The following is a 17,749-nucleotide window of genomic DNA, read 5'->3' as shown; positions in this document are numbered from 1 at the left end:
ATTTCTAAAATATTACAAATATGTTAAAATTATATTGCATTTTATTCAGTTATCCTTTATAATTTAGTCTATGTAAGCATAAGACGAATTTTGACGAGTCCTCTGCATATAATATAGTTTCTGTGTTCTGATGAAAAGGACTGGAGACTGCGTATCGATAGGGAATTCTGCAACTTACAGGCTGCGGGCGTTTCAGCGGCAGCCGGCAGAAAAGATACTGCAGTATGTATTTGCGGGGACATGATAGATCATAAATAAAATAAGGATGGGTGAATTGATTGTGAATTTTAAAAGAGTACGCAACGTGTTTGCAGCAACCGCTTTGACATGTTCTATGATAACTGTGCCTGTATTAGCGGCACCGAATACATCAAGCCTTCAGGATCAGAAAAATGCAGCGCAGAACGAAGTGAGTTCCCTGCAGTCCCAGTTGAATTCATTAATGTCAACGATGAATGAACTGGAAGGGCAGTTAGTAGCAAAAGGGCAGGAGATCTCGAAGGCAGAAGAGGATCTTAAAGCAGCGCAGGAAAAGGAAACGCAGCAGTACGAAGATATGAAACTTCGCATTAAGTATATGTATGAAGAGGGAGACGGTTCAGCGCTTGAGAGGATATTGAGTTCAGGAAGTATCGCTGATCTTCTCAGTGAAGCAGAGTACATAGAAAAGGTTCATACATATGACCGCAATATGCTGCAGGAATACGCGGATACTGTAGAAGAAATAAAGACTCTGGAGACAACGCTTGAAAACGACATGACAAACCTTCAGGATCTGGAAAAACAATATAAATCACAGTCAACCGAACTGTCAACCATGCTCAACAGTAAGCAGGCAGAGGTTAGCAATCTGGATTCCATGATTCAGGAAGCAGCAAGAGCCGCATTGGAAGAACAGAAGAAACAGCAGGAGGCAGCTGCGAAAGAGAAAGAAGCTGCTGATAAGAAGAATGAAGATACTGCACAGCCAGGAACAAATGGAGGCCAAAGCAGTGATCCGGGTACAGGCGGAACTACAGATCCTGGTACAGGCGGAGGAAATAGTAACGAGCAGCCGGAGCAGAATGTACCTGAAGATAATAATACACCGGATAACGGCAATACCGGAACCCCGGAACCTAACTACAATCCTTCTACAGGAAATGCAATTGTGGATCGGGCATATAGCTGGGTTAACAATGCGGAATATGCATGGGGAGCCTGTGCACCGGGATCTTTTGATTGTTCAGGCTTTGTCAGCTACTGTCTGACTGGAAGTTATATCCGTCTGGGTACAACCTTTGACTTCCTTACATGGCCCCAGGTAAGTGATCCACAGCCGGGTGATGTGTGTGTGAATGCCAGTCATTGCGGTATTTATATAGGGGGCGGCCAGATGATTCATGCAGCTGATTATGGCATAGGAGTGATCAGCGGGCCAGTGCAGGGCGGCATGATTTACGTACGCTATTAAGATCGAGATTATATAAAAGAATTGCTATTTCATAAAAGACAGAATGCAATATTAGAAGAAACCAGAGGATCCCCAGTATAATCGGTACTGAGGATCCTTTTCAATTATTTTCCAGCAATATTATAGTTTTTTTCAGAATATCCTGTTGAAAAATGCTGATGAATATTGTATAGTAAAGAATATATGTGGGGACATAGATAATAAAAAATAAGGATAGGTGTAATTTTATGAAAATGAAAAGAGTACGCAATATGTTTGTTGCAACGGCACTGACATGTTCTATGATTGCCGTACCTGTGTTTGCAGCGCCAAACACATCAGGTCTGGAAGAACAGAAAAAAGCTGCGGAGAATGAGGTGAACAGTCTTCAGTCACAGTTATCAACATTGATGTCTAAGATGACAGATCTTCAGAATCAGTTGATTACGAAAGGTGAGGAAATCACAAAAGCAGAGAAGCAGCTGGAAGAAGCACAAGCAAAAGAAAAGCAGCAGTACGAGGATATGAAGCTTCGTATTAAGTATATGTATGAAGAGGGCGATGGCTCGGCAGTGGAACGGATCTTAAGTTCCGGAAGTATTGCAGAGATGTTAAGCCAGGCAGAATATGTTCAGAAGATACATACCTATGACCGTAACATGCTGGACGAGTATGTGGAAACGGTGAATGAAGTAGAAGAACTGAAAACTACGCTGGAAGAAGATATGAACAAGCTGGAAGATATGCAGACAGAGTATGAGGCGCAGCAGACTGAGTTGAGCAATACGATTGAAAGCAAGAGTGCCGAAGTAGAAAATCTTGACGCACAGATCCAGGAAGCTGCGAGAAAAGCTGCAGAAGAAGAACGCGAGAGACAGCGTTTAGCGGAGGAAGCGGCAAAGAATGAGAGCGCAAATAATGGCGGAGGAACGAGCAATGGTGGCGGAACTGCACCAAACACTCCGGAAACACCTGGTACCCCAGAGACTCCTGGTACTCCAGATACCCCGAGCACACCAGAGACTCCATCTGATCCGGGCAATAACGGAGGCGGCGGTTCAGGAAATACTTCCGCGGCGCAGGCAATTGTAAATGCAGCATGGACTCAGATTGGTGTTCCGTATGTATGGGGCGGTACAACACCATATGTAGGCCTTGACTGTTCAGGACTCACACAGTGGTGCCACGCACAGGCAGGTATCTCAATCGGCCGTGTTGATACAGACCAGCTCTATGGAGGACAGAGAGTCAGTGATCCGCAGCCAGGGGACATCGCATGGACTCCCGGACACGTGGCAATATACATAGGCAATGGCCAGATGATTGAAGCACAGCAGCCGGGCACAACGATATGTGTAAGCCCTGTACGTGTTTCTGTATACGTAAGATATTGGTAATTCAGAATATAAAAAAGGAATCCACATAATGGATTCCTTTTATTATGTTCTTATTTTCCGGGGACAATCTCCAACCAGTATCCGTCCGGATCCTCGATAAAGTATATCCCCAATTCGGAATTTTCGTGGCACACACAGCCCATCTTTTTATGTTTTGCAAAAGCCGCATCAAAATCATCTACTCTAAACGCAAGGTGGATTTCATTGTCACCCAGTTCATAGGGCCTGTTCATATCGCGCAGCCAGGTAAGTTCTAAAAGGTGCGGAGTGGTGTCATCGCCCAGGTATACCAGTGTAAAACTTCCGTCTTTGGCATCTTTTGTGCTGACAGGTTTGAGTCCAAGCGCCTCCTCATAAAAAGCAAGTGATCTCTGTAAATCATAAACATTTAAATTGTTATGTGCAAATGTAAACTTCATAGCTTTTACCTCCCTATATATGTAAGTTTTACATAATTGTGTTATAATATACTGTCGTAAAACAGAAGATATAAACAGTATACCGTTTCTAGCATAACATAGAGAAGGGGCAGAGACAAGTTATAAGAAGTAATATCAGAAAAGTAGGAAAGCCACATAAGGCAGAATATACCACACAATTTAGCATGGAAATTCAAGAATGAATACAGACAAGATACCACAGAAAAGCCTTGCATTCCAGTATTTTCTATGTTATACTACAACCGTTGCAAAAAAACACGCATGCGGATATCTTTGACGGTGCCTAAGCCTGCACAGTGCAGACCGGTCTCAAAGGAGAGCAAAAACATGCGGAAGTTAAAAACCAAATGGAGGAAGAAACATGAGCGTTATTTCAATGAAACAACTTTTAGAAGCAGGTGTACATTTTGGACATCAGACAAGAAGATGGAACCCTAAGATGGCTCCTTACATCTACACAGAGAGAAATGGTATCTATATCATCGACTTACAGAAATCTGTAGGCATGGTTGATGATGCTTATCAGGCTGTTGCTGACATTGCAGCTGAGGGTGGTACAATTCTGTTTGTAGGAACAAAGAAACAGGCACAGGATGCCATAAAATCAGAAGCAGAGCGCTGCGGAATGTTCTATGTTAATGAAAGATGGCTCGGTGGTATGCTGACCAACTTCAAGACAATCCAGAGCAGAGTTCAGCGTTTAAAAGATATAGAGAGAATGTCCGAAGACGGAACATTTGATGTACTTCCCAAGAAGGAAGTAATTGAACTGAAAAAAGAATGGGCTAAGTTAGAGAAGAACCTGGGCGGTATCAAAGAAATGAAGAGAATCCCTGATGCAATCTTCATCGTAGACCCGAAAAAAGAAAGAATCTGTGTTCAGGAAGCACATACACTGGGAATTCCATTGATCGGTATCTGTGATACAAACTGCGATCCAGAAGAACTTGATTTCGTAATTCCGGGTAATGATGATGCGATCAGAGCTGTTAAATTAATCGTTTCCAAGATGGCTGATGCAGTAATCGAGGCTAATCAGGGCGCAACAGGTGCTGAAGAAGAATATTATGAAGAAGCTGCAGAAGAAGCAGTAGCTGAAGAGACTGTAGAAGCAGAGTAATTATGGACTTGGGATGCTTCAGCCTGTGGATACAGGTTGAAGCATTTTTAAAATATGCAATCAAGAATGAATAATGGAGGAATGAATCATGGCAATTACAGCAGGAATGGTAAAAGAATTAAGAGAAATGACGGGCGCAGGCATGATGGACTGCAAGAAGGCTCTAAGCGAGACTAACGGAGATATGGACGCAGCAATCGAATACCTGAGAAAGAATGGACAGGCTAAGGCAGAGAAAAAAGCCGGACGAATTGCAGCAGAAGGTATTGTAAAAACCGTTGTTAAAGATGATAAAGTAGCAGCAATTGTAGAAGTTAATTCTGAGACAGACTTTGTTGCTAAGAATGCAGATTTCCAGACATTCGTAGAGGCAGTTGTTAATCAGGCAGCAGATACAGATGCAGCAGATATGGATGCATTCATGGCTGAGGCATGGGCAGAAGACACAACAAAGACTGTGAAAGACGCGCTTGTAGAGAAAGTTGCAGTAATCGGTGAGAATCTGAATATCAGAAGATTTGAAAAAATAGTAACAGACGGATGTGTTGTATCCTACATCCATGGCGGCGGCCGCATCGGTGTTCTCGTAGAGGCTGATGCTGATGTAGTAAATGACGAAATCAGAACATGCCTGAAGAATGTGGCAATGCAGGTAGCGGCTATGTATCCGAAGTATGTATCCCGCGCAGAAGTTTCCCAGGAGTACATGGATCATGAGAAAGAGATCCTGTTAGCACAGGCTAAGAAGGAAAATCCAGAAAAGCCGGACAATATCATTGAGAAAATGATCATTGGCCGTCTGAACAAAGAGTTAAAAGAAGTATGTCTGTTAGATCAGGCATATGTACAGGACAGTGATCTGACAGTTGCTAAATATGTAGAAAAAGTAGCAAAAGAGAACAATGCGAATGTATCAATTAAGAGATTTGTACGTTTTGAGACTGGTGAAGGCCTGGAAAAGAAAAATGAAGACTTCGCGGCAGAAGTAGCAGCGCAGATGGGACAGTAATGCTAAGTTTGTGTTAATCTTTTAGAAACAAGCCCTTATAAATAGCGGTTTACGCTGTTTGTAAGGGCTTTTTATGTAAAAAGTTTCGATGGATATTAGAAACCGATAGAAGAAGTTGCTCATATATTTTCCTTTATAACGTCTTTTGTGGTAAAGTAGTATTAGCTGCAGAGAATACGGATACTGTGCCAGTCTATACCAAATGAAGATCAGGAGGAAATGATTATAATGTGTGATAAGGAAAAACGAAAACTAAAAGATTCTTATGATACGCCTCTATTCGGGACGTTAGCGGCGGACTCCCCGATTCCGAAAAACAAGATAAGGGAACAGCCCTTAGAACCAGCCCTTGCATCTCGTCTCATAATGGACGAACTGATGAACGAGGGGAATGCAAGATTAAATCTGGCTACTTTCTGTCAGACCTACATGGAGGATGAGGCGATCAGGCTGATGTCAGAGACACTTGAAAAAAATGCCATTGACAAAACGGAATACCCGCAGACAGCCGAGATTGAGCAGCGCTGCATACGGATTATATCGGACCTATGGAATGCTGAGGAAACAGACGCTGCAATCGGCACATCTACAGTAGGTTCCTCGGAAGCGTGCATGCTGGCAGGGATGGCAATGAAATTTCGGTGGCGTAAGCGGGCCTCTGTTTTAGGGCTTGATGTAAACAAAAAGCCGAATCTGGTCATTTCATCAGGTTATCAGGTCTGCTGGGAGAAATTCTGTGTTTACTGGGATGTGGAACTTCGTCAGGTGCCGATGGATACAGAATGTATGAGCATGCGTCCAGACGCCGTATTAAACTATGTGGATGAGTATACGATCGGTGTAGTCGGAATCCTCGGCATTACATATACCGGGAAATTTGATGACTTGAAGGCTATTGACCAGATACTTGAAGAATACAATGCTTCTACAGAGCACAAAGTTTATATCCATGTTGACGCCGCTTCCGGAGGTTTGTTCGTTCCGTTTGTCAATCCGGAGCTTTGCTGGGATTTCCGTTTAAAAAATGTAGTATCAATCAACTGTTCCGGTCATAAATATGGTCTTGTTTATCCGGGAATTGGATGGGTTTTGTGGAAAGAAAAAGAATATCTTCCAGAGGAACTAATATTTGAGGTAGATTATCTCGGAGGCAAGATGCCTACAATTGCAATCAATTTCTCCAGATCGGCCAGCCAGATTATCGGCCAGTATTATAATTTCATCCGGCTTGGCAGGGAGGGATACCGCCGCATTCAGCAAAAAACGCAGGACGTGGCCCACTATCTGGCAAAGGAAATTGAGAAAACGGGAAGATTTCTCATATACCATGACGGAAGTGACTTGCCGGTTGTATGCTATACATTAAAAGAAAAAACGGGGCAGGAGTGGACTCTTTATGATCTCTCTGACCGTCTGCTTATGAAGGGATGGCAGATCCCTACCTATCCGCTGCCTGTGAATCTGGAAGACACTGTCATTCAGAGAATTGTCTGCCGTGCGGATTTGAATTATGATATGGCAGAACTGCTCATGCGTGACATAGAAGAGGGTATCCGGGAATTAGACGAAGCGGTCATACTTCCCCATGCGAAAGATAAAAAACCAAAGGTATACGGGTTTACACATTAAGATGCTCATGCTTCAGAAACCAAAGGTTATAGGTGGCTTACCTATGTCCGGATAACGTTACTGTGTACACCCTCAGAGTGTGAACAGCAGCAGTAACAGTTCAGACAGGTCTGTGCATTTACTGCGCAGACCGTACGAAAACATAGTGGCTGCAGGCATACAGAACTCCGCTCCGCTTTGGTTCGTGCTAAACGTGCGCCAGTGGCGCACAGCACCCTTCGCCGCAGGCGAATTTTAATGGGCTGGATGCGAAACAGTTCAGACCTGTCTGAACTGTTACCAGCAGCATCCTGTTTTATAATGAAATGGTGAACTTAACATTCCCTTTTGCTGCCAGGATATGCTAAAATAGTAATAATATCTTGAGACAAGACATGTTGCCTGAACAAATACTGGGACAAGGTTCAGGAAAAACAAATTTACTAATTGGAGGTATATCATGTTAAACAGCACGGATATCAGGAAGGTATGCAATGAGAAGGGAATCAGAATGATTGATTTCAAGATGACGGATTTGGACGGAAGGTGGCGCCACATCACAATCCCTGTAGAAAGGTTCGACGACGATATTTTCGTCTATGGCATTGGGTTTGACGGTTCCAACTACGGATATGCACCGGTGGAGAAGAGCGATATGGTATTCATCCCCGATCCGGCAACCGCGGTTGTCGACCCATTTACGGAGATTCCTACCATGACCATGTGCGGGAACGTATGTGTGATTGGGAAGGAGAATACCCCTTTCGATCAGTACCCAAGGAACGTCAGCCTGCGTGCAATGGAATATATGAAGTCAGAGGGAATTGCAGATGAGATGCTGATCGGGCCGGAATTTGAATTTCATTTATTTGACAATGTAAGCTATATGGCAGAGCCCTATAAGACCTCTTTCACGGTAGACACTAGACAGGCATCCTGGAACAGCGGAAAAGAAGGGCCTGACAATGCAGGATATCAGGTGCCCAAAGGCGGCGGATATCATATTTCAGCGCCACATGACATCGCTTACAGCTTAAGAAGCAAGATGTGTATGTATATGGAAGACTGGGGAATCGACGTGAAATACCACCACCATGAGGTAGGCGGCTCTGGACAGATGGAGATCGAAGTAGAACTGGGCGATATGGTGGACATGGCGGATAAGACAATGATTATTAAATATATCATTAAAAATGCTGCCGTTTTGGAGGGCAAGACTGCTACATTTATGCCCAAACCAATCCATAACGAAGCCGGAAACGGAATGCATGTGCATATGCTCCTTATGAAAGACGGAGAGCCGATTTTCTATGATGAGAAAGGCTATTCTGGTTTAAGCGAAACCGCGCATTACTTTATCGGCGGGCTTTTGAAGCACATTGGTTCTCTCTGCGCATTTACCAATCCCTCTACAAACTCTTTCAAACGCCTTGTTCCGGGATATGAGGCGCCTGTTACGATTGGGTACGCAACATCTAACCGCAGCGCTGTAATCCGTATTCCAGCCTATGCAAAGTCACCGAAGGCAAAGCGTTTTGAGCTGAGAAATCCGGATGCCACGGCCAATCCATATTATGCTTATGCTGCCATTCTGATGGCTGGCCTGGATGGTATCAAGAACCGGATTGATCCTACTGTACATGGCTGGGGACCTTATGACTGCAATCTTTACGATCTGCCGGAGGAGGAAAAGTCAAAGATCCAGTCTCTTCCAAAGACGCTGGATGAAGCGCTGGATGCACTGGAAGCTGACCATGAATATCTGACGGCGGGCGGGGTATTTCCGGAGAGACTGATTGAGATCTGGCTGAAACGCAGACGGAAAGAGAGCCTGGAGATATCACAGATACCACATCCAGCGGAATTTGAGAAATATTATGATTTGTAATCAGCTTTGATTATTATAAAAAAGGAGGCGCTTTGCCTAGAGCAGCCTTCTTTTTTATTTTGTAATGATAAGGGACAACTCTATAAGAATATGCTAAAATGATGTCATGAATAATGGGGGACCAGTTTTAAGGTCTGGAGGTAGAAATGGATACTATAAGGTGGGTACATTTGTCAGATATACACTTTTCTGCTGATGAGAACAATGAAATGAAACGAATGAGGGACAGTCTATTAGAAAAATTATGGGAGATGTCCCAGGAACATGAATTTGATGCAGTATTTATCACCGGAGACCTGACTTATCAGGGCGGATATTATGATTTTAATCTGAAGAAATTTATTGAAGCATTAATTTATATCTTAAAACTCACTCCGGATGAGTTATTTATGATACCGGGGAATCATGACCTGGCCAGGTCTCACTCCAGGGATCTTGCCGTGGCGGAAACAAGAAAAAGCGGATTTGAGTATGAAAAGGAGATTATTGGGCAATTACAGAAGGATTTCAGCAAATATAATATATTTTATAGAAAAATAAAAAATGAGGAGGCTCAATATATATATAAAGTGATTACAAAAGATAAGTTTAATGTATTTTTAATGAATACGGCCTTTACATCCGGAACTGATGAGGACGAAGGAAAGCTTATCCTCGAAAAAGGATCTTTTTATAAGGAAATCAGAAAATTAAAAGATCAGGAAAATTGTATTAATATAGCTGCAGGCCATCATCCGGTCAATTGGTTTTCAGAGAGTGACCAGCAGATTATTTGGAAGAATTTTAACAATTTTAATATTGATTTTTATTTATGCGGACACATGCACAAGGGGGCCTATAATTTTAATTCAAGCGGGGGAAGGGGAATCCCATCTTTTCAGTGCGGCAGCGGAAAGGCAGAGCGGGATACTGCGGTTACATTTTCAATAGGAGAGGTTGATATATCGGCAAATAAAGGACGGCTGACATCGTACAAATGGCTTGTAAAGGAAGCGCGCTGGGCAAGCGGCGGCCTGGAAGGGAGAAGGGCCGCCTCGGGTGTACTGGATATTATTCTGGAAAGGTTTTGTTCATAAGATGTATAGCCCCCAATAATACTCCTTTTACCAGTAGGTGGCTTAAATCTCCTTATAGGATTCACTGAGATCATAAAAAGCACGCCATTTCTGATGTGCTTTTTGTTATGGCTGTACAATTCTTTTATCTTAAACGGCCGGCCTGTCTACAGGGGCAAGCAGTACTTTTCCTGTTCCCTTATACACATTTACCAGTCCCTCGCCGGATGCGGCAGAACCAAGCAGTGTTTTACCGGATCGTTCCACGGTAAAGTCGAGGCTTCCGCTCCAGGCAATTGCCATATTGCCGTCAACCTTTAGGATGTCGTTTTCCAGCGTGATTTCTACCAGTTCCTCCCGCGGGCAGAACGACTCCAGACAGAGCATTCCTTTCCCTGCGATACCAAGATTGAATAAGCCTTCACCACCCGCGACAGCAGAAGATAAATTGGAGCGCATGACTGCTTTATGCTGAAGCTTTGCATCGCATGCAAGGAACAGCCCATCGTCCAGCACAACTGAACCGTTCCAATCTACAAGATCTAGAAGAAGTATATGGCGGTAGGTAGGCTCCAGTACCAGAATACCATCTCCTTTATACTCGGGTTTTATTGCCGATTCACCGGTAACTTTTCCGCGCACTGCTTTGCCGAATAAATCTCCGACCCCTTTTAAACCGGTTGTTGCATTCACATTTCCTACGGTCCACTGCATGGCCCCTGCCTGCAGTGTTATATTCGCCTTGCTGAGATCACAGATTACCTGGCGTTTACGCACATTCATAGCGCTGCAGAAATAAGCAGTCTGTGCATCACCGGGAGTTACACTTAAATCCCGCTGGTACTCAATTACGGTAAAAGGGCCTGATGAGGCCAGTATCTTAACATCGTCATTATCTGTAAAATTGGAAATCTGAAACATAGTTTTGCCCTCCTGTAGTGAGTGAAAATGCCCTTATGTAATTTGAAAATCTGTTTTTGATATCTCAAAAAAACACAGGTAAGCATATTTCAGTTACATATTTACAATACATGAAACCATGGTTTTTGACAAGGCATTTTATGGGATAAATAAAACAAAGACTACGATTATAAACCGCAGCCTTTGTTCTTGTAATTATCTGGATTCCTTCCGACCATTTCGTCTAAAGAGACATGAAATAGATCGGCTATTCGAATCAATTCATAAATATCAGGAATCCGTTTTCCTAATTCGTAGTTGGAGAGTGTTTGGCGTGTCATATTCAGCGTTTCTGCCAATTGCTCCTGGGTTAGGTAATTCTTTTTCCTCAGCGCCCTGATGTTACTGCCTATTTTATTAGTCATCATCTCTTATTCCTCATCTTTTGTAATCTTAAAGTAGGACAATAATAACATTTTGCATTGAAGTGTAAAATAAAAAGTGCCTTATTGTTACATAATGGTAACAAATCATTTATTTTGCGTAAGTTTTTTATATAAAAATAGCATAAAAATCTAGTTATCCGCATAAAAACTGGACTTATCACACTTTATCAAGGTCAAAACCACTCAATTTACTACTAATTTACTACTTATGAATGAGCTTTGATACGACGATTTATCCTTGAAAAGTGAAGATATAAAGATACTTCCAATAAAATTTGAATATTTAATAGGTAGACACTTCAAAAAATGAGGTGTCTATTTTTTTACCCGATTTTGAAAGGAAGTGAACTTATGAAAACAAAAAATCAAGAATCAAAAGGTCGTTCCCCACTCTTTAAGACCATCAAACATTCATTCAGCCAATAAAAAAGAAAGGATAGGTAAAAATATGGAACTTAAATTTGTGATTCCCAACATGGAAAAAACATTCGGCAATTTAGAATTTGCTGGCGAGGATAAAGTCGTTCAGCGAAGAATCAACGGACGGCTAACTGTCTTATCAAGAAGCTATAATCTCTATTCTGATGTTCAAAGAGCAGATGATATTGTGGTGGTGCTTCCTGCTGAAGCTGGCGAAAAACATTTCGGCTTTGAGGAACGTGTGAAGTTAGTCAATCCACGTATTACCGCAGAGGGCTACAAAATCGGCACTCGTGGTTTTACAAATTACCTTTTACATGCTGACGACATGATAAAAGAATAAAGAAAGAGAGGAAAAATGATGAGATTAGCAAATGGCATTGTATTAGATAAAGACACGACTTTTGGAGAATTGAAATTCTCTGCTCTACGTCGTGAAGTGAGAATCCAAAATGAAGACGGGTCGGTTTCAGATGAAATCAAGGAACGTACCTATGACTTAAAATCCAAAGGACAAGGACGCATGATTCAAGTAAGTATTCCTGCCAGCGTGCCTTTGAAAGAGTTTGATTATAACGCACGGGTGGAACTTATCAATCCCATTGCGGACACCGTTGCTACTGCCACCTATCAAGGAGCAGATGTTGACTGGTATATCAAGGCAGACGATATTGTGCTGACAAAGGATTCTAGTTCATTCAAAGCTCAACCACAAGCAAAGAAAGAACCGACACAAGACAAATAGTCGCTAGGTAGAAAGGAGACTTTTTCGCATGAAACAGCGTGGTAAAAGGATTCGCCCATCTGGTAAAGATTTAGTCTTTCATTTTACGATAGCGTCACTCCTGCCTGTTTTCCTGCTGGTTGTCGGACTGTTTCATGTGAAGACAATCCAGCAGATCAACTGGCAGGATTTTAACCTATCACAAGCAGATAAGATTGACATTCCCTATTTAATTATCAGTTTCAGTGTCGCAATTCTTATCTGCTTGCTGGTAGCGTTTGTATTCAAACGGGTTCGCTATGATACGGTTAAACAACTTTACCACCGTCAAAAACTGGCAAAGATGATACTTGAAAACAAGTGGTATGAATCTGAACAGGTCAAAACAGAGGGTTTCTTTAAAGATAGTGCTGGTCGTACAAAGGAAAAGATAACCTACTTCCCTAAAATGTATTATCGACTTAAAAATGGCTTGATACAGATACGGGTGGAAATCACGCTGGGAAAATATCAAGACCAACTCTTACACTTGGAAAAGAAATTAGAGAGTGGCTTGTACTGTGAGCTGACGGATAAAGAGTTAAAGGATTCCTATGTGGAATATACTTTGCTCTATGACACCATAGCCAGTCGTATTTCTATTGATGAAGTAGAAGCTAAAGATGGTAAACTTCGCTTAATGAAAAACGTATGGTGGGAATATGATAAGCTCCCTCATATGTTGATTGCTGGTGGTACAGGTGGCGGTAAAACTTACTTTATACTGACACTGATTGAAGCCTTGCTTCATACAGATTCAAAACTGTATATTCTTGACCCGAAAAATGCTGATCTTGCGGACTTAGGTTCTGTGATGGCAAATGTCTACTATAGAAAAGAAGACTTGCTTTCTTGCATTGAAACATTCTATGAAGAAATGATGAAACGTAGTGAGGAAATGAAGCAGATGAAGAACTATAAGACTGGCAAAAATTATGCTTACTTAGGTCTCCCGGCACACTTCTTAATCTTTGATGAATACGTCGCTTTCATGGAAATGCTGGGAACAAAAGAAAACACCGCAGTTATGAATAAGCTGAAACAGATTGTCATGTTAGGTCGTCAAGCTGGCTTCTTTCTAATACTGGCTTGTCAACGTCCAGACGCAAAATATTTAGGCGACGGAATCCGTGATCAGTTTAATTTCAGAGTGGCTTTAGGTCGTATGTCTGAAATGGGCTATGGCATGATGTTTGGCAGTGACGTACAAAAGGATTTCTTCTTAAAGCGAATCAAAGGTCGTGGCTATGTTGATGTAGGAACAAGTGTCATATCAGAGTTTTATACTCCCCTTGTACCAAAAGGATATGATTTCTTGGAGGAAATTAAAAAGTTATCCAACAGCAGACAGTCCACGCAGGCGACGTGCGAAGCGGAAGTCGCAGGTGTGGACTGATCTTGCTGGCTGGTGTGGCAATAGCCACGCCAGCACTTAACCCCCCGTATCTAACAGAGGGGTACGTTTGCAAATAGACAAAAGACAAAAAACATAGGAAACATAAGGCTTCTGGCATGGTTTCCTAGCAAAAATCGACTGTGAAGTCGTCTTAAAAAACTTCACACTTTACAGATTGGGGGTATGGTTCTGAATGAAGAACAATGGATAAAAGAATTACGGGAGAAACGGATTGCTTACGGTATCTCACAAGGCAGGCTGGCGGTGGCTTCTGGTATCACAAGGGAATATCTCAACAAGATAGAAAGCGGAAAAATGAAGCCGTCAAAGGAACTTCTGGAAACTCTGCATAAGGAACTGGCAAGGTTCAATCCAGAAGCACCGCTTACCATGCTGTTTGATTATGTGAAAATTCGTTTTCCCACGCTGGATATACAGCACATCATCAAAGATATATTAAAACTGAATATCAATTATATGCTCCATGAAGATTACGGACATTACAGTTATACGGAGCATTATTCTTTAGGGGACATCTTTATCTATACGTCGGCTGACGAAGAAAAAGGTGTCCTTTTAGAGTTAAAGGGGCGTGGTTGCAGGCAGTTTGAAAGTTACCTGTTAGCACAACAAAGAAGCTGGTATGACTTTCTCATGGACGCACTCGTAGACGGTGGCGTGATGAAGCGTATCGACCTTGCTATCAACGACCATACGGGCATTTTGGATATTCCAGAGCTTGCGGAAAAATGCAGGAAACGGGAATATATTGGAAAGTCCAGAAGCTATAAGTTTTATCAGTCGGGCGAGCTTATCAAGCACAGAGAGGACGACAGAGAATATATGGGACGTACCCTTTATCTTGGTTCGCTGAAATCTGATGTATATTTCTGTATCTATGAAAAGGACTATGAGCAGTACGTCAAGTTAGGGACACCGCTGGAAGAAGCCGACATTATCAACCGTTTTGAGATACGGCTTCGGAATGAACGAGCCTATTATGCAGTACGAGATTTGCTGACTTATTATGACGCAGAGCAGACCGCATTTTCTATCATCAATCAGTATGTGCGGTTTGTTGATGAAGAACCAGACAAGCGAAAAAATGACTGGAAACTCAATGACCGCTGGGCTTGGTTTATTGGCGATAACAGACAGAGCTTGAAGCTGACGACAAAGCCAGAGCCTTACACCTTAGACCGTACATTGCGGTGGGTACAAAGGCAGGTAGCACCAACCTTGAAAATGCTGAAAAAGATTGATAAGGGAAACGGTACAGACTACATGGAAACAATCGAACAGCAGGCAAAGCTCACAGAAAAGCATGAAATGATAATCAAACAGCAGACGACCCCTGCAAAAGATTTGGTGGAAAGTTAGGAGTGATAAAAAATGTGGGTATTATTAAAAGACTTCCTGCTGGTATCTATGGGAATGGGTATCGGCGTAGTCTTGATGTGTATTTTGAATGTCGGCAAAGAAGCTGACTGTGAAACGAAACAATTAGAAGAAAGTGAGGACAATTAAATGAATTTCGGACAAAATTTGTATCAATGGTTTTTAAGCAACGCACAGAGCTTAGTGCTTATGGCGATCGTGGTTATCGGTATCTACTTAGGTTTCAAGCGTGAGTTTTCCAAACTTATCGGCTTCTTGGTAGTTGCCTTAATTGCTGTCGGCTTGGTATTCAATGCTGGCGGTGTAAAAGATGTACTGTTAGAGCTGTTTAACAAAATCATCGGTGCATAAAAATTTATTGTAGTGCTGATATGAGAATGTTATAATTGGGATATAAAACATACAAATAAATTGCTGAAAAATGAGGTATCAAAATATGGAAAATGAATTACTGGAAAACTTAGGAAGACTTCACACAACTGAACTAGGCGTTATTAGAATTAAAAAGAACTTATCTTTGAATGTAGAAAATGTAATTGAATGGTGCAAAGAAAAAATTAGCCTTTCTAATGCGGAAATCACAAGAAAAGGAAAAAACTGGTATATAACGATTGATAATTGTATTATAACAGTAAATGCGTACAGTTATACCGTTATCACTGCTCACAAGGTAAAATGATAAATTTTTCTATAAAGGAATTAAACGCATTTGCAGTTATTGGGCAAGAAGTAGAACTGACTAATTATCAAAAAAAGAATATTCAGATTAGTACACAGTTTTGGAGAAAGTTTAACAGTAGTTTGAAAAAAGCGTATCTTTCACAATCGGGAAATTGGGTAAAATATGCTTTTATGGAAAGAAGAAATGGAAAACTTTATTATTTCTGTTCTATTCCCCAAAGAACCATTACCCCAGAGGGCTTTCTGTATAAAGAAATACCGTCTTATAAATATTTGGTTGTGGAACATATTGGTGCTATGGAAAAAATATATGAAACTTATGGAAAAATTTATCAGGAAATTATTCCTAATACACCATATACCCCTATAAAAAATATTATCCTGCACTTTGAAAAATATGATTACCGTTTCCATTGGAATAGAGATAATTCAGTTATTGAAATTTGGATACCTATTCAAGATTAAAAACAATTTCATATCCATACACACAAAGCAGTTGGTCTTAGGATTGACTGCTTTTTTCTTACCTAAAAATCAGATTGGAGTGATGAAATGAACGATATTTTTAAGGATATGCAGGCAAAAGTCGGCTGTGAATATCTTTCCGACATGCCCTTTTACAAGCGTGAAGTATGGCAGGAAATGAAACGGCTGAGCCCTGCCGACTATCCTAAAAAACAACTGGAAGATTTTTCTGTCTATGTTTTTGGTATGTCCTACCAGATATTACAGGCAGTTATGAAACAACAGAGAGGAAGTGAAAAACAATGTATGAATTAAGAGTACAGATTGAAGCTGTCCCAACAGTCGAGGGCGATATACTATCCGCATGGTTTACCCTGCCGATTGACGAGGAACTCTTTTCTGAAAGGCTGGGCGTGGACGCAGAAAGCAATGATTACCGTATCACAGAAAAGGAACTGCCCTTTGCCGAGGAAGTGGACGAAGATACTACGGTGGATAGGCTCAATGATTTTTACTACACTTATGAAAGCCTGCCAGCCGATTTGAAAGAGGACTACGGGGAGCTGATGTGCCACTTTACCAGCCTTGAGGAACTGCACCAGCACCGACACGACATTATCCACTATTCATGGTGTAAGAACATGGCTGATGTGGCGAAACATCTGCTAGACAACGACCCTGCCTTTGCAGAGATTGACGAACGCCTAGTCCGATACTTCAATTTTGAAGCCTACGGACAGTATCTTGACGACAATGGAAAATTCATAGAAACGGAACACGGTATCTACGAACTTCCATAGAAATGAGGTGGTCTAATGAGCGTGGATGATATGGCAGTCTATATCGCAAATTTAGGGGATTATGTTGAGGGCGATGTCAAAGGGGCGTGGTTTCATTTTCCACTCGACGAGGAAGAAATCGCAGAGCGTATCGGGCTGAATGGTCGTTATGAAGAATACGTTATCCACGATAGCGAAAACTTCCCTTGCGAGTTGGAAGAATATACGTCCATAGAAGAACTAAACCGTATCTATGAGCTGATACAAGACTTTCCAGAGGAAGTGTTAGATAATCTTGACGATTTTATTTCCTACTATGGCGACCTTGAAGAACTGGCAGACCATATTGGCGATATTATCTGCTATTCGGGGTGTGAAACAATGGAAGATGTTGCGTATCAGAAGATTTATGAAGAAAATGTACTTGGGGAAATACCGCCTGCCTTTTTCCATTACATAGATTGTGAAGCCTATGGCAGAGATATTGAAATTCAAGACTATTTTGTAAAAACAAGGTACGGTATGTGTGAAATCAAACGATAAGCTGGAAGA

At 41.7% G+C, this 17,749-nt stretch carries 20 protein-coding genes and 1 pseudogene; 18 read left to right on the top strand and 3 right to left on the bottom strand.

Annotated elements, in window-relative coordinates:
- Positions 1–280 precede the first annotated feature (280 nt).
- Both MWG26_RS15510 and MWG26_RS15505 read left to right on the top strand, forming a co-directional pair.
- Positions 281–1,453: a coiled-coil domain-containing protein gene (locus MWG26_RS15510; protein WP_025656790.1), complete on the top strand. Its 1,173-nt coding sequence runs from the start codon at positions 281–283 to the stop codon at positions 1,451–1,453.
- 227 nt (positions 1,454–1,680) lie between these two features.
- Positions 1,681–2,829, top strand: coding sequence for a C40 family peptidase (locus MWG26_RS15505; protein WP_044927183.1), 1,149 nt, complete (start codon positions 1,681–1,683; stop codon positions 2,827–2,829).
- A 50-nt stretch (positions 2,830–2,879) separates the two neighbouring features.
- Here the strand turns inward: MWG26_RS15505 and MWG26_RS15500 are convergent, their stop codons facing one another.
- Positions 2,880–3,248, bottom strand: coding sequence for a VOC family protein (locus MWG26_RS15500; protein ID WP_025656792.1), 369 nt, complete (start codon positions 3,246–3,248; stop codon positions 2,880–2,882).
- 382 nt (positions 3,249–3,630) lie between these two features.
- Between MWG26_RS15500 and rpsB the strand changes: the two genes are divergently transcribed.
- From rpsB to MWG26_RS15475, 5 genes are all read left to right on the top strand, one after another.
- Positions 3,631–4,389, top strand: coding sequence for a 30S ribosomal protein S2 (gene rpsB / locus MWG26_RS15495; protein WP_025656793.1), 759 nt, complete (start codon positions 3,631–3,633; stop codon positions 4,387–4,389).
- Positions 4,390–4,477: 88 nt separating this feature from the next.
- Complete coding sequence (gene tsf, locus MWG26_RS15490; protein WP_153918300.1) at positions 4,478–5,398, top strand: translation elongation factor Ts; 921 nt, start codon at positions 4,478–4,480, stop codon at positions 5,396–5,398.
- 228 nt (positions 5,399–5,626) lie between these two features.
- Positions 5,627–7,027 (top strand): glutamate decarboxylase, encoded by a 1,401-nt coding sequence (locus MWG26_RS15485; RefSeq protein WP_330587842.1) that lies wholly within the window; start codon positions 5,627–5,629, stop codon positions 7,025–7,027.
- Positions 7,028–7,466: 439 nt separating this feature from the next.
- Positions 7,467–8,894 (top strand): type I glutamate--ammonia ligase, encoded by a 1,428-nt coding sequence (gene glnA, locus MWG26_RS15480; RefSeq protein WP_025656797.1) that lies wholly within the window; start codon positions 7,467–7,469, stop codon positions 8,892–8,894.
- Positions 8,895–9,040: 146 nt separating this feature from the next.
- Positions 9,041–9,970, top strand: coding sequence for a metallophosphoesterase family protein (locus MWG26_RS15475; RefSeq protein ID WP_025656798.1), 930 nt, complete (start codon positions 9,041–9,043; stop codon positions 9,968–9,970).
- 129 nt (positions 9,971–10,099) lie between these two features.
- Here MWG26_RS15475 and MWG26_RS15470 read toward each other — a convergent pair whose 3' ends face one another.
- Together MWG26_RS15470 and MWG26_RS15465 are read right to left on the bottom strand one after the other, a co-directional pair.
- Positions 10,100–10,870, bottom strand: coding sequence for an AIM24 family protein (locus tag MWG26_RS15470; RefSeq protein ID WP_025656799.1), 771 nt, complete (start codon positions 10,868–10,870; stop codon positions 10,100–10,102).
- 167 nt (positions 10,871–11,037) lie between these two features.
- A complete protein-coding gene (locus MWG26_RS15465) occupies positions 11,038–11,274 on the bottom strand; it encodes a helix-turn-helix transcriptional regulator (protein WP_244062750.1) in 237 nt (78 codons plus the stop codon).
- 469 nt (positions 11,275–11,743) lie between these two features.
- Between MWG26_RS15465 and MWG26_RS15460 the strand changes: the two genes are divergently transcribed.
- The 11 genes and pseudogenes from MWG26_RS15460 to MWG26_RS15405 all read left to right on the top strand — a co-directional run bounded on the left by MWG26_RS15460 (position 11,744) and on the right by MWG26_RS15405 (position 17,740).
- On the top strand, positions 11,744–12,058 hold the full coding sequence (locus tag MWG26_RS15460; RefSeq protein WP_000420682.1) for a YdcP family protein: 315 nt from the start codon (positions 11,744–11,746) through the stop codon (positions 12,056–12,058).
- A gap of 18 nt (positions 12,059–12,076) precedes the next feature.
- A complete protein-coding gene (locus MWG26_RS15455; RefSeq protein ID WP_001234286.1) occupies positions 12,077–12,460 on the top strand; it encodes a YdcP family protein in 384 nt (127 codons plus the stop codon).
- A 28-nt stretch (positions 12,461–12,488) separates the two neighbouring features.
- A complete protein-coding gene (locus MWG26_RS15450; protein ID WP_000813488.1) occupies positions 12,489–13,874 on the top strand; it encodes an FtsK/SpoIIIE domain-containing protein in 1,386 nt (461 codons plus the stop codon).
- Between the two features lie 183 nt (positions 13,875–14,057).
- Positions 14,058–15,254: a MobT family relaxase gene (mobT, locus tag MWG26_RS15440; protein ID WP_023921737.1), complete on the top strand. Its 1,197-nt coding sequence runs from the start codon at positions 14,058–14,060 to the stop codon at positions 15,252–15,254.
- 33 nt (positions 15,255–15,287) lie between these two features.
- A pseudogene (locus tag MWG26_RS15435) lies at positions 15,288–15,401 on the top strand (DUF3789 domain-containing protein); the annotation flags it as partial.
- Positions 15,402–15,623, top strand: coding sequence for a hypothetical protein (locus MWG26_RS15430; RefSeq protein WP_002323342.1), 222 nt, complete (start codon positions 15,402–15,404; stop codon positions 15,621–15,623).
- A gap of 85 nt (positions 15,624–15,708) precedes the next feature.
- A complete protein-coding gene (locus MWG26_RS15425) occupies positions 15,709–15,951 on the top strand; it encodes a DUF3781 domain-containing protein (protein ID WP_002303262.1) in 243 nt (80 codons plus the stop codon).
- Positions 15,948–16,418, top strand: a complete 471-nt coding sequence (locus MWG26_RS15420) for a GyrI-like domain-containing protein (RefSeq protein ID WP_002606082.1) — start codon at positions 15,948–15,950, stop codon at positions 16,416–16,418. The genes MWG26_RS15425 and MWG26_RS15420 overlap by 4 nt, the downstream gene beginning before the upstream one ends.
- A gap of 87 nt (positions 16,419–16,505) precedes the next feature.
- Entirely contained in the window at positions 16,506–16,733 is a 228-nt protein-coding gene (locus tag MWG26_RS15415) for a hypothetical protein (RefSeq protein ID WP_002606083.1), read from the top strand.
- Positions 16,721–17,218: an antirestriction protein ArdA gene (locus MWG26_RS15410; RefSeq protein ID WP_002606084.1), complete on the top strand. Its 498-nt coding sequence runs from the start codon at positions 16,721–16,723 to the stop codon at positions 17,216–17,218. Before MWG26_RS15415 ends, MWG26_RS15410 begins: the two co-directional genes overlap by 13 nt.
- 15 nt (positions 17,219–17,233) lie before the next feature.
- Complete coding sequence (locus MWG26_RS15405) at positions 17,234–17,740, top strand: antirestriction protein ArdA (protein ID WP_054344650.1); 507 nt, start codon at positions 17,234–17,236, stop codon at positions 17,738–17,740.
- The last annotated feature ends 9 nt before the right edge of the window (positions 17,741–17,749 follow it).

The sequence above is a fragment of the Faecalicatena contorta genome, from assembly GCF_022835095.1.
Lineage (GTDB): Bacteria > Bacillota > Clostridia > Lachnospirales > Lachnospiraceae > Faecalicatena > Faecalicatena contorta.
Note: the sequence above shows the minus strand (reverse complement) of the source record. Positions and strands in the feature narration are given on the sequence as shown.

What these genes read in the sequence shown, in the direction of transcription:
- MWG26_RS15415 (WP_002606083.1), top strand. Translation starts at nt 16,506, where the DNA reads ATGAACGATATTTTTAAGGATATGCAGGCAAAAGTCGGCTGTGAATAT.
- MWG26_RS15470 (WP_025656799.1), bottom strand. Translation starts at nt 10,870, where the DNA reads ATGTTTCAGATTTCCAATTTTACAGATAATGACGATGTTAAGATACTG.
- MWG26_RS15505 (WP_044927183.1), top strand. Translation starts at nt 1,681, where the DNA reads ATGAAAATGAAAAGAGTACGCAATATGTTTGTTGCAACGGCACTGACA.
- rpsB (WP_025656793.1), top strand. Translation starts at nt 3,631, where the DNA reads ATGAGCGTTATTTCAATGAAACAACTTTTAGAAGCAGGTGTACATTTT.
- MWG26_RS15420 (WP_002606082.1), top strand. Translation starts at nt 15,948, where the DNA reads ATGATAAATTTTTCTATAAAGGAATTAAACGCATTTGCAGTTATTGGG.
- MWG26_RS15465 (WP_244062750.1), bottom strand. Translation starts at nt 11,274, where the DNA reads ATGACTAATAAAATAGGCAGTAACATCAGGGCGCTGAGGAAAAAGAAT.
- MWG26_RS15425 (WP_002303262.1), top strand. Translation starts at nt 15,709, where the DNA reads ATGGAAAATGAATTACTGGAAAACTTAGGAAGACTTCACACAACTGAA.
- MWG26_RS15455 (WP_001234286.1), top strand. Translation starts at nt 12,077, where the DNA reads ATGAGATTAGCAAATGGCATTGTATTAGATAAAGACACGACTTTTGGA.
- MWG26_RS15500 (WP_025656792.1), bottom strand. Translation starts at nt 3,248, where the DNA reads ATGAAGTTTACATTTGCACATAACAATTTAAATGTTTATGATTTACAG.
- MWG26_RS15430 (WP_002323342.1), top strand. Translation starts at nt 15,402, where the DNA reads ATGAATTTCGGACAAAATTTGTATCAATGGTTTTTAAGCAACGCACAG.
- MWG26_RS15410 (WP_002606084.1), top strand. Translation starts at nt 16,721, where the DNA reads ATGTATGAATTAAGAGTACAGATTGAAGCTGTCCCAACAGTCGAGGGC.
- tsf (WP_153918300.1), top strand. Translation starts at nt 4,478, where the DNA reads ATGGCAATTACAGCAGGAATGGTAAAAGAATTAAGAGAAATGACGGGC.
- MWG26_RS15405 (WP_054344650.1), top strand. Translation starts at nt 17,234, where the DNA reads ATGAGCGTGGATGATATGGCAGTCTATATCGCAAATTTAGGGGATTAT.
- MWG26_RS15485 (WP_330587842.1), top strand. Translation starts at nt 5,627, where the DNA reads ATGTGTGATAAGGAAAAACGAAAACTAAAAGATTCTTATGATACGCCT.
- glnA (WP_025656797.1), top strand. Translation starts at nt 7,467, where the DNA reads ATGTTAAACAGCACGGATATCAGGAAGGTATGCAATGAGAAGGGAATC.
- MWG26_RS15475 (WP_025656798.1), top strand. Translation starts at nt 9,041, where the DNA reads ATGGATACTATAAGGTGGGTACATTTGTCAGATATACACTTTTCTGCT.
- mobT (WP_023921737.1), top strand. Translation starts at nt 14,058, where the DNA reads ATGGTTCTGAATGAAGAACAATGGATAAAAGAATTACGGGAGAAACGG.
- MWG26_RS15450 (WP_000813488.1), top strand. Translation starts at nt 12,489, where the DNA reads ATGAAACAGCGTGGTAAAAGGATTCGCCCATCTGGTAAAGATTTAGTC.
- MWG26_RS15460 (WP_000420682.1), top strand. Translation starts at nt 11,744, where the DNA reads ATGGAACTTAAATTTGTGATTCCCAACATGGAAAAAACATTCGGCAAT.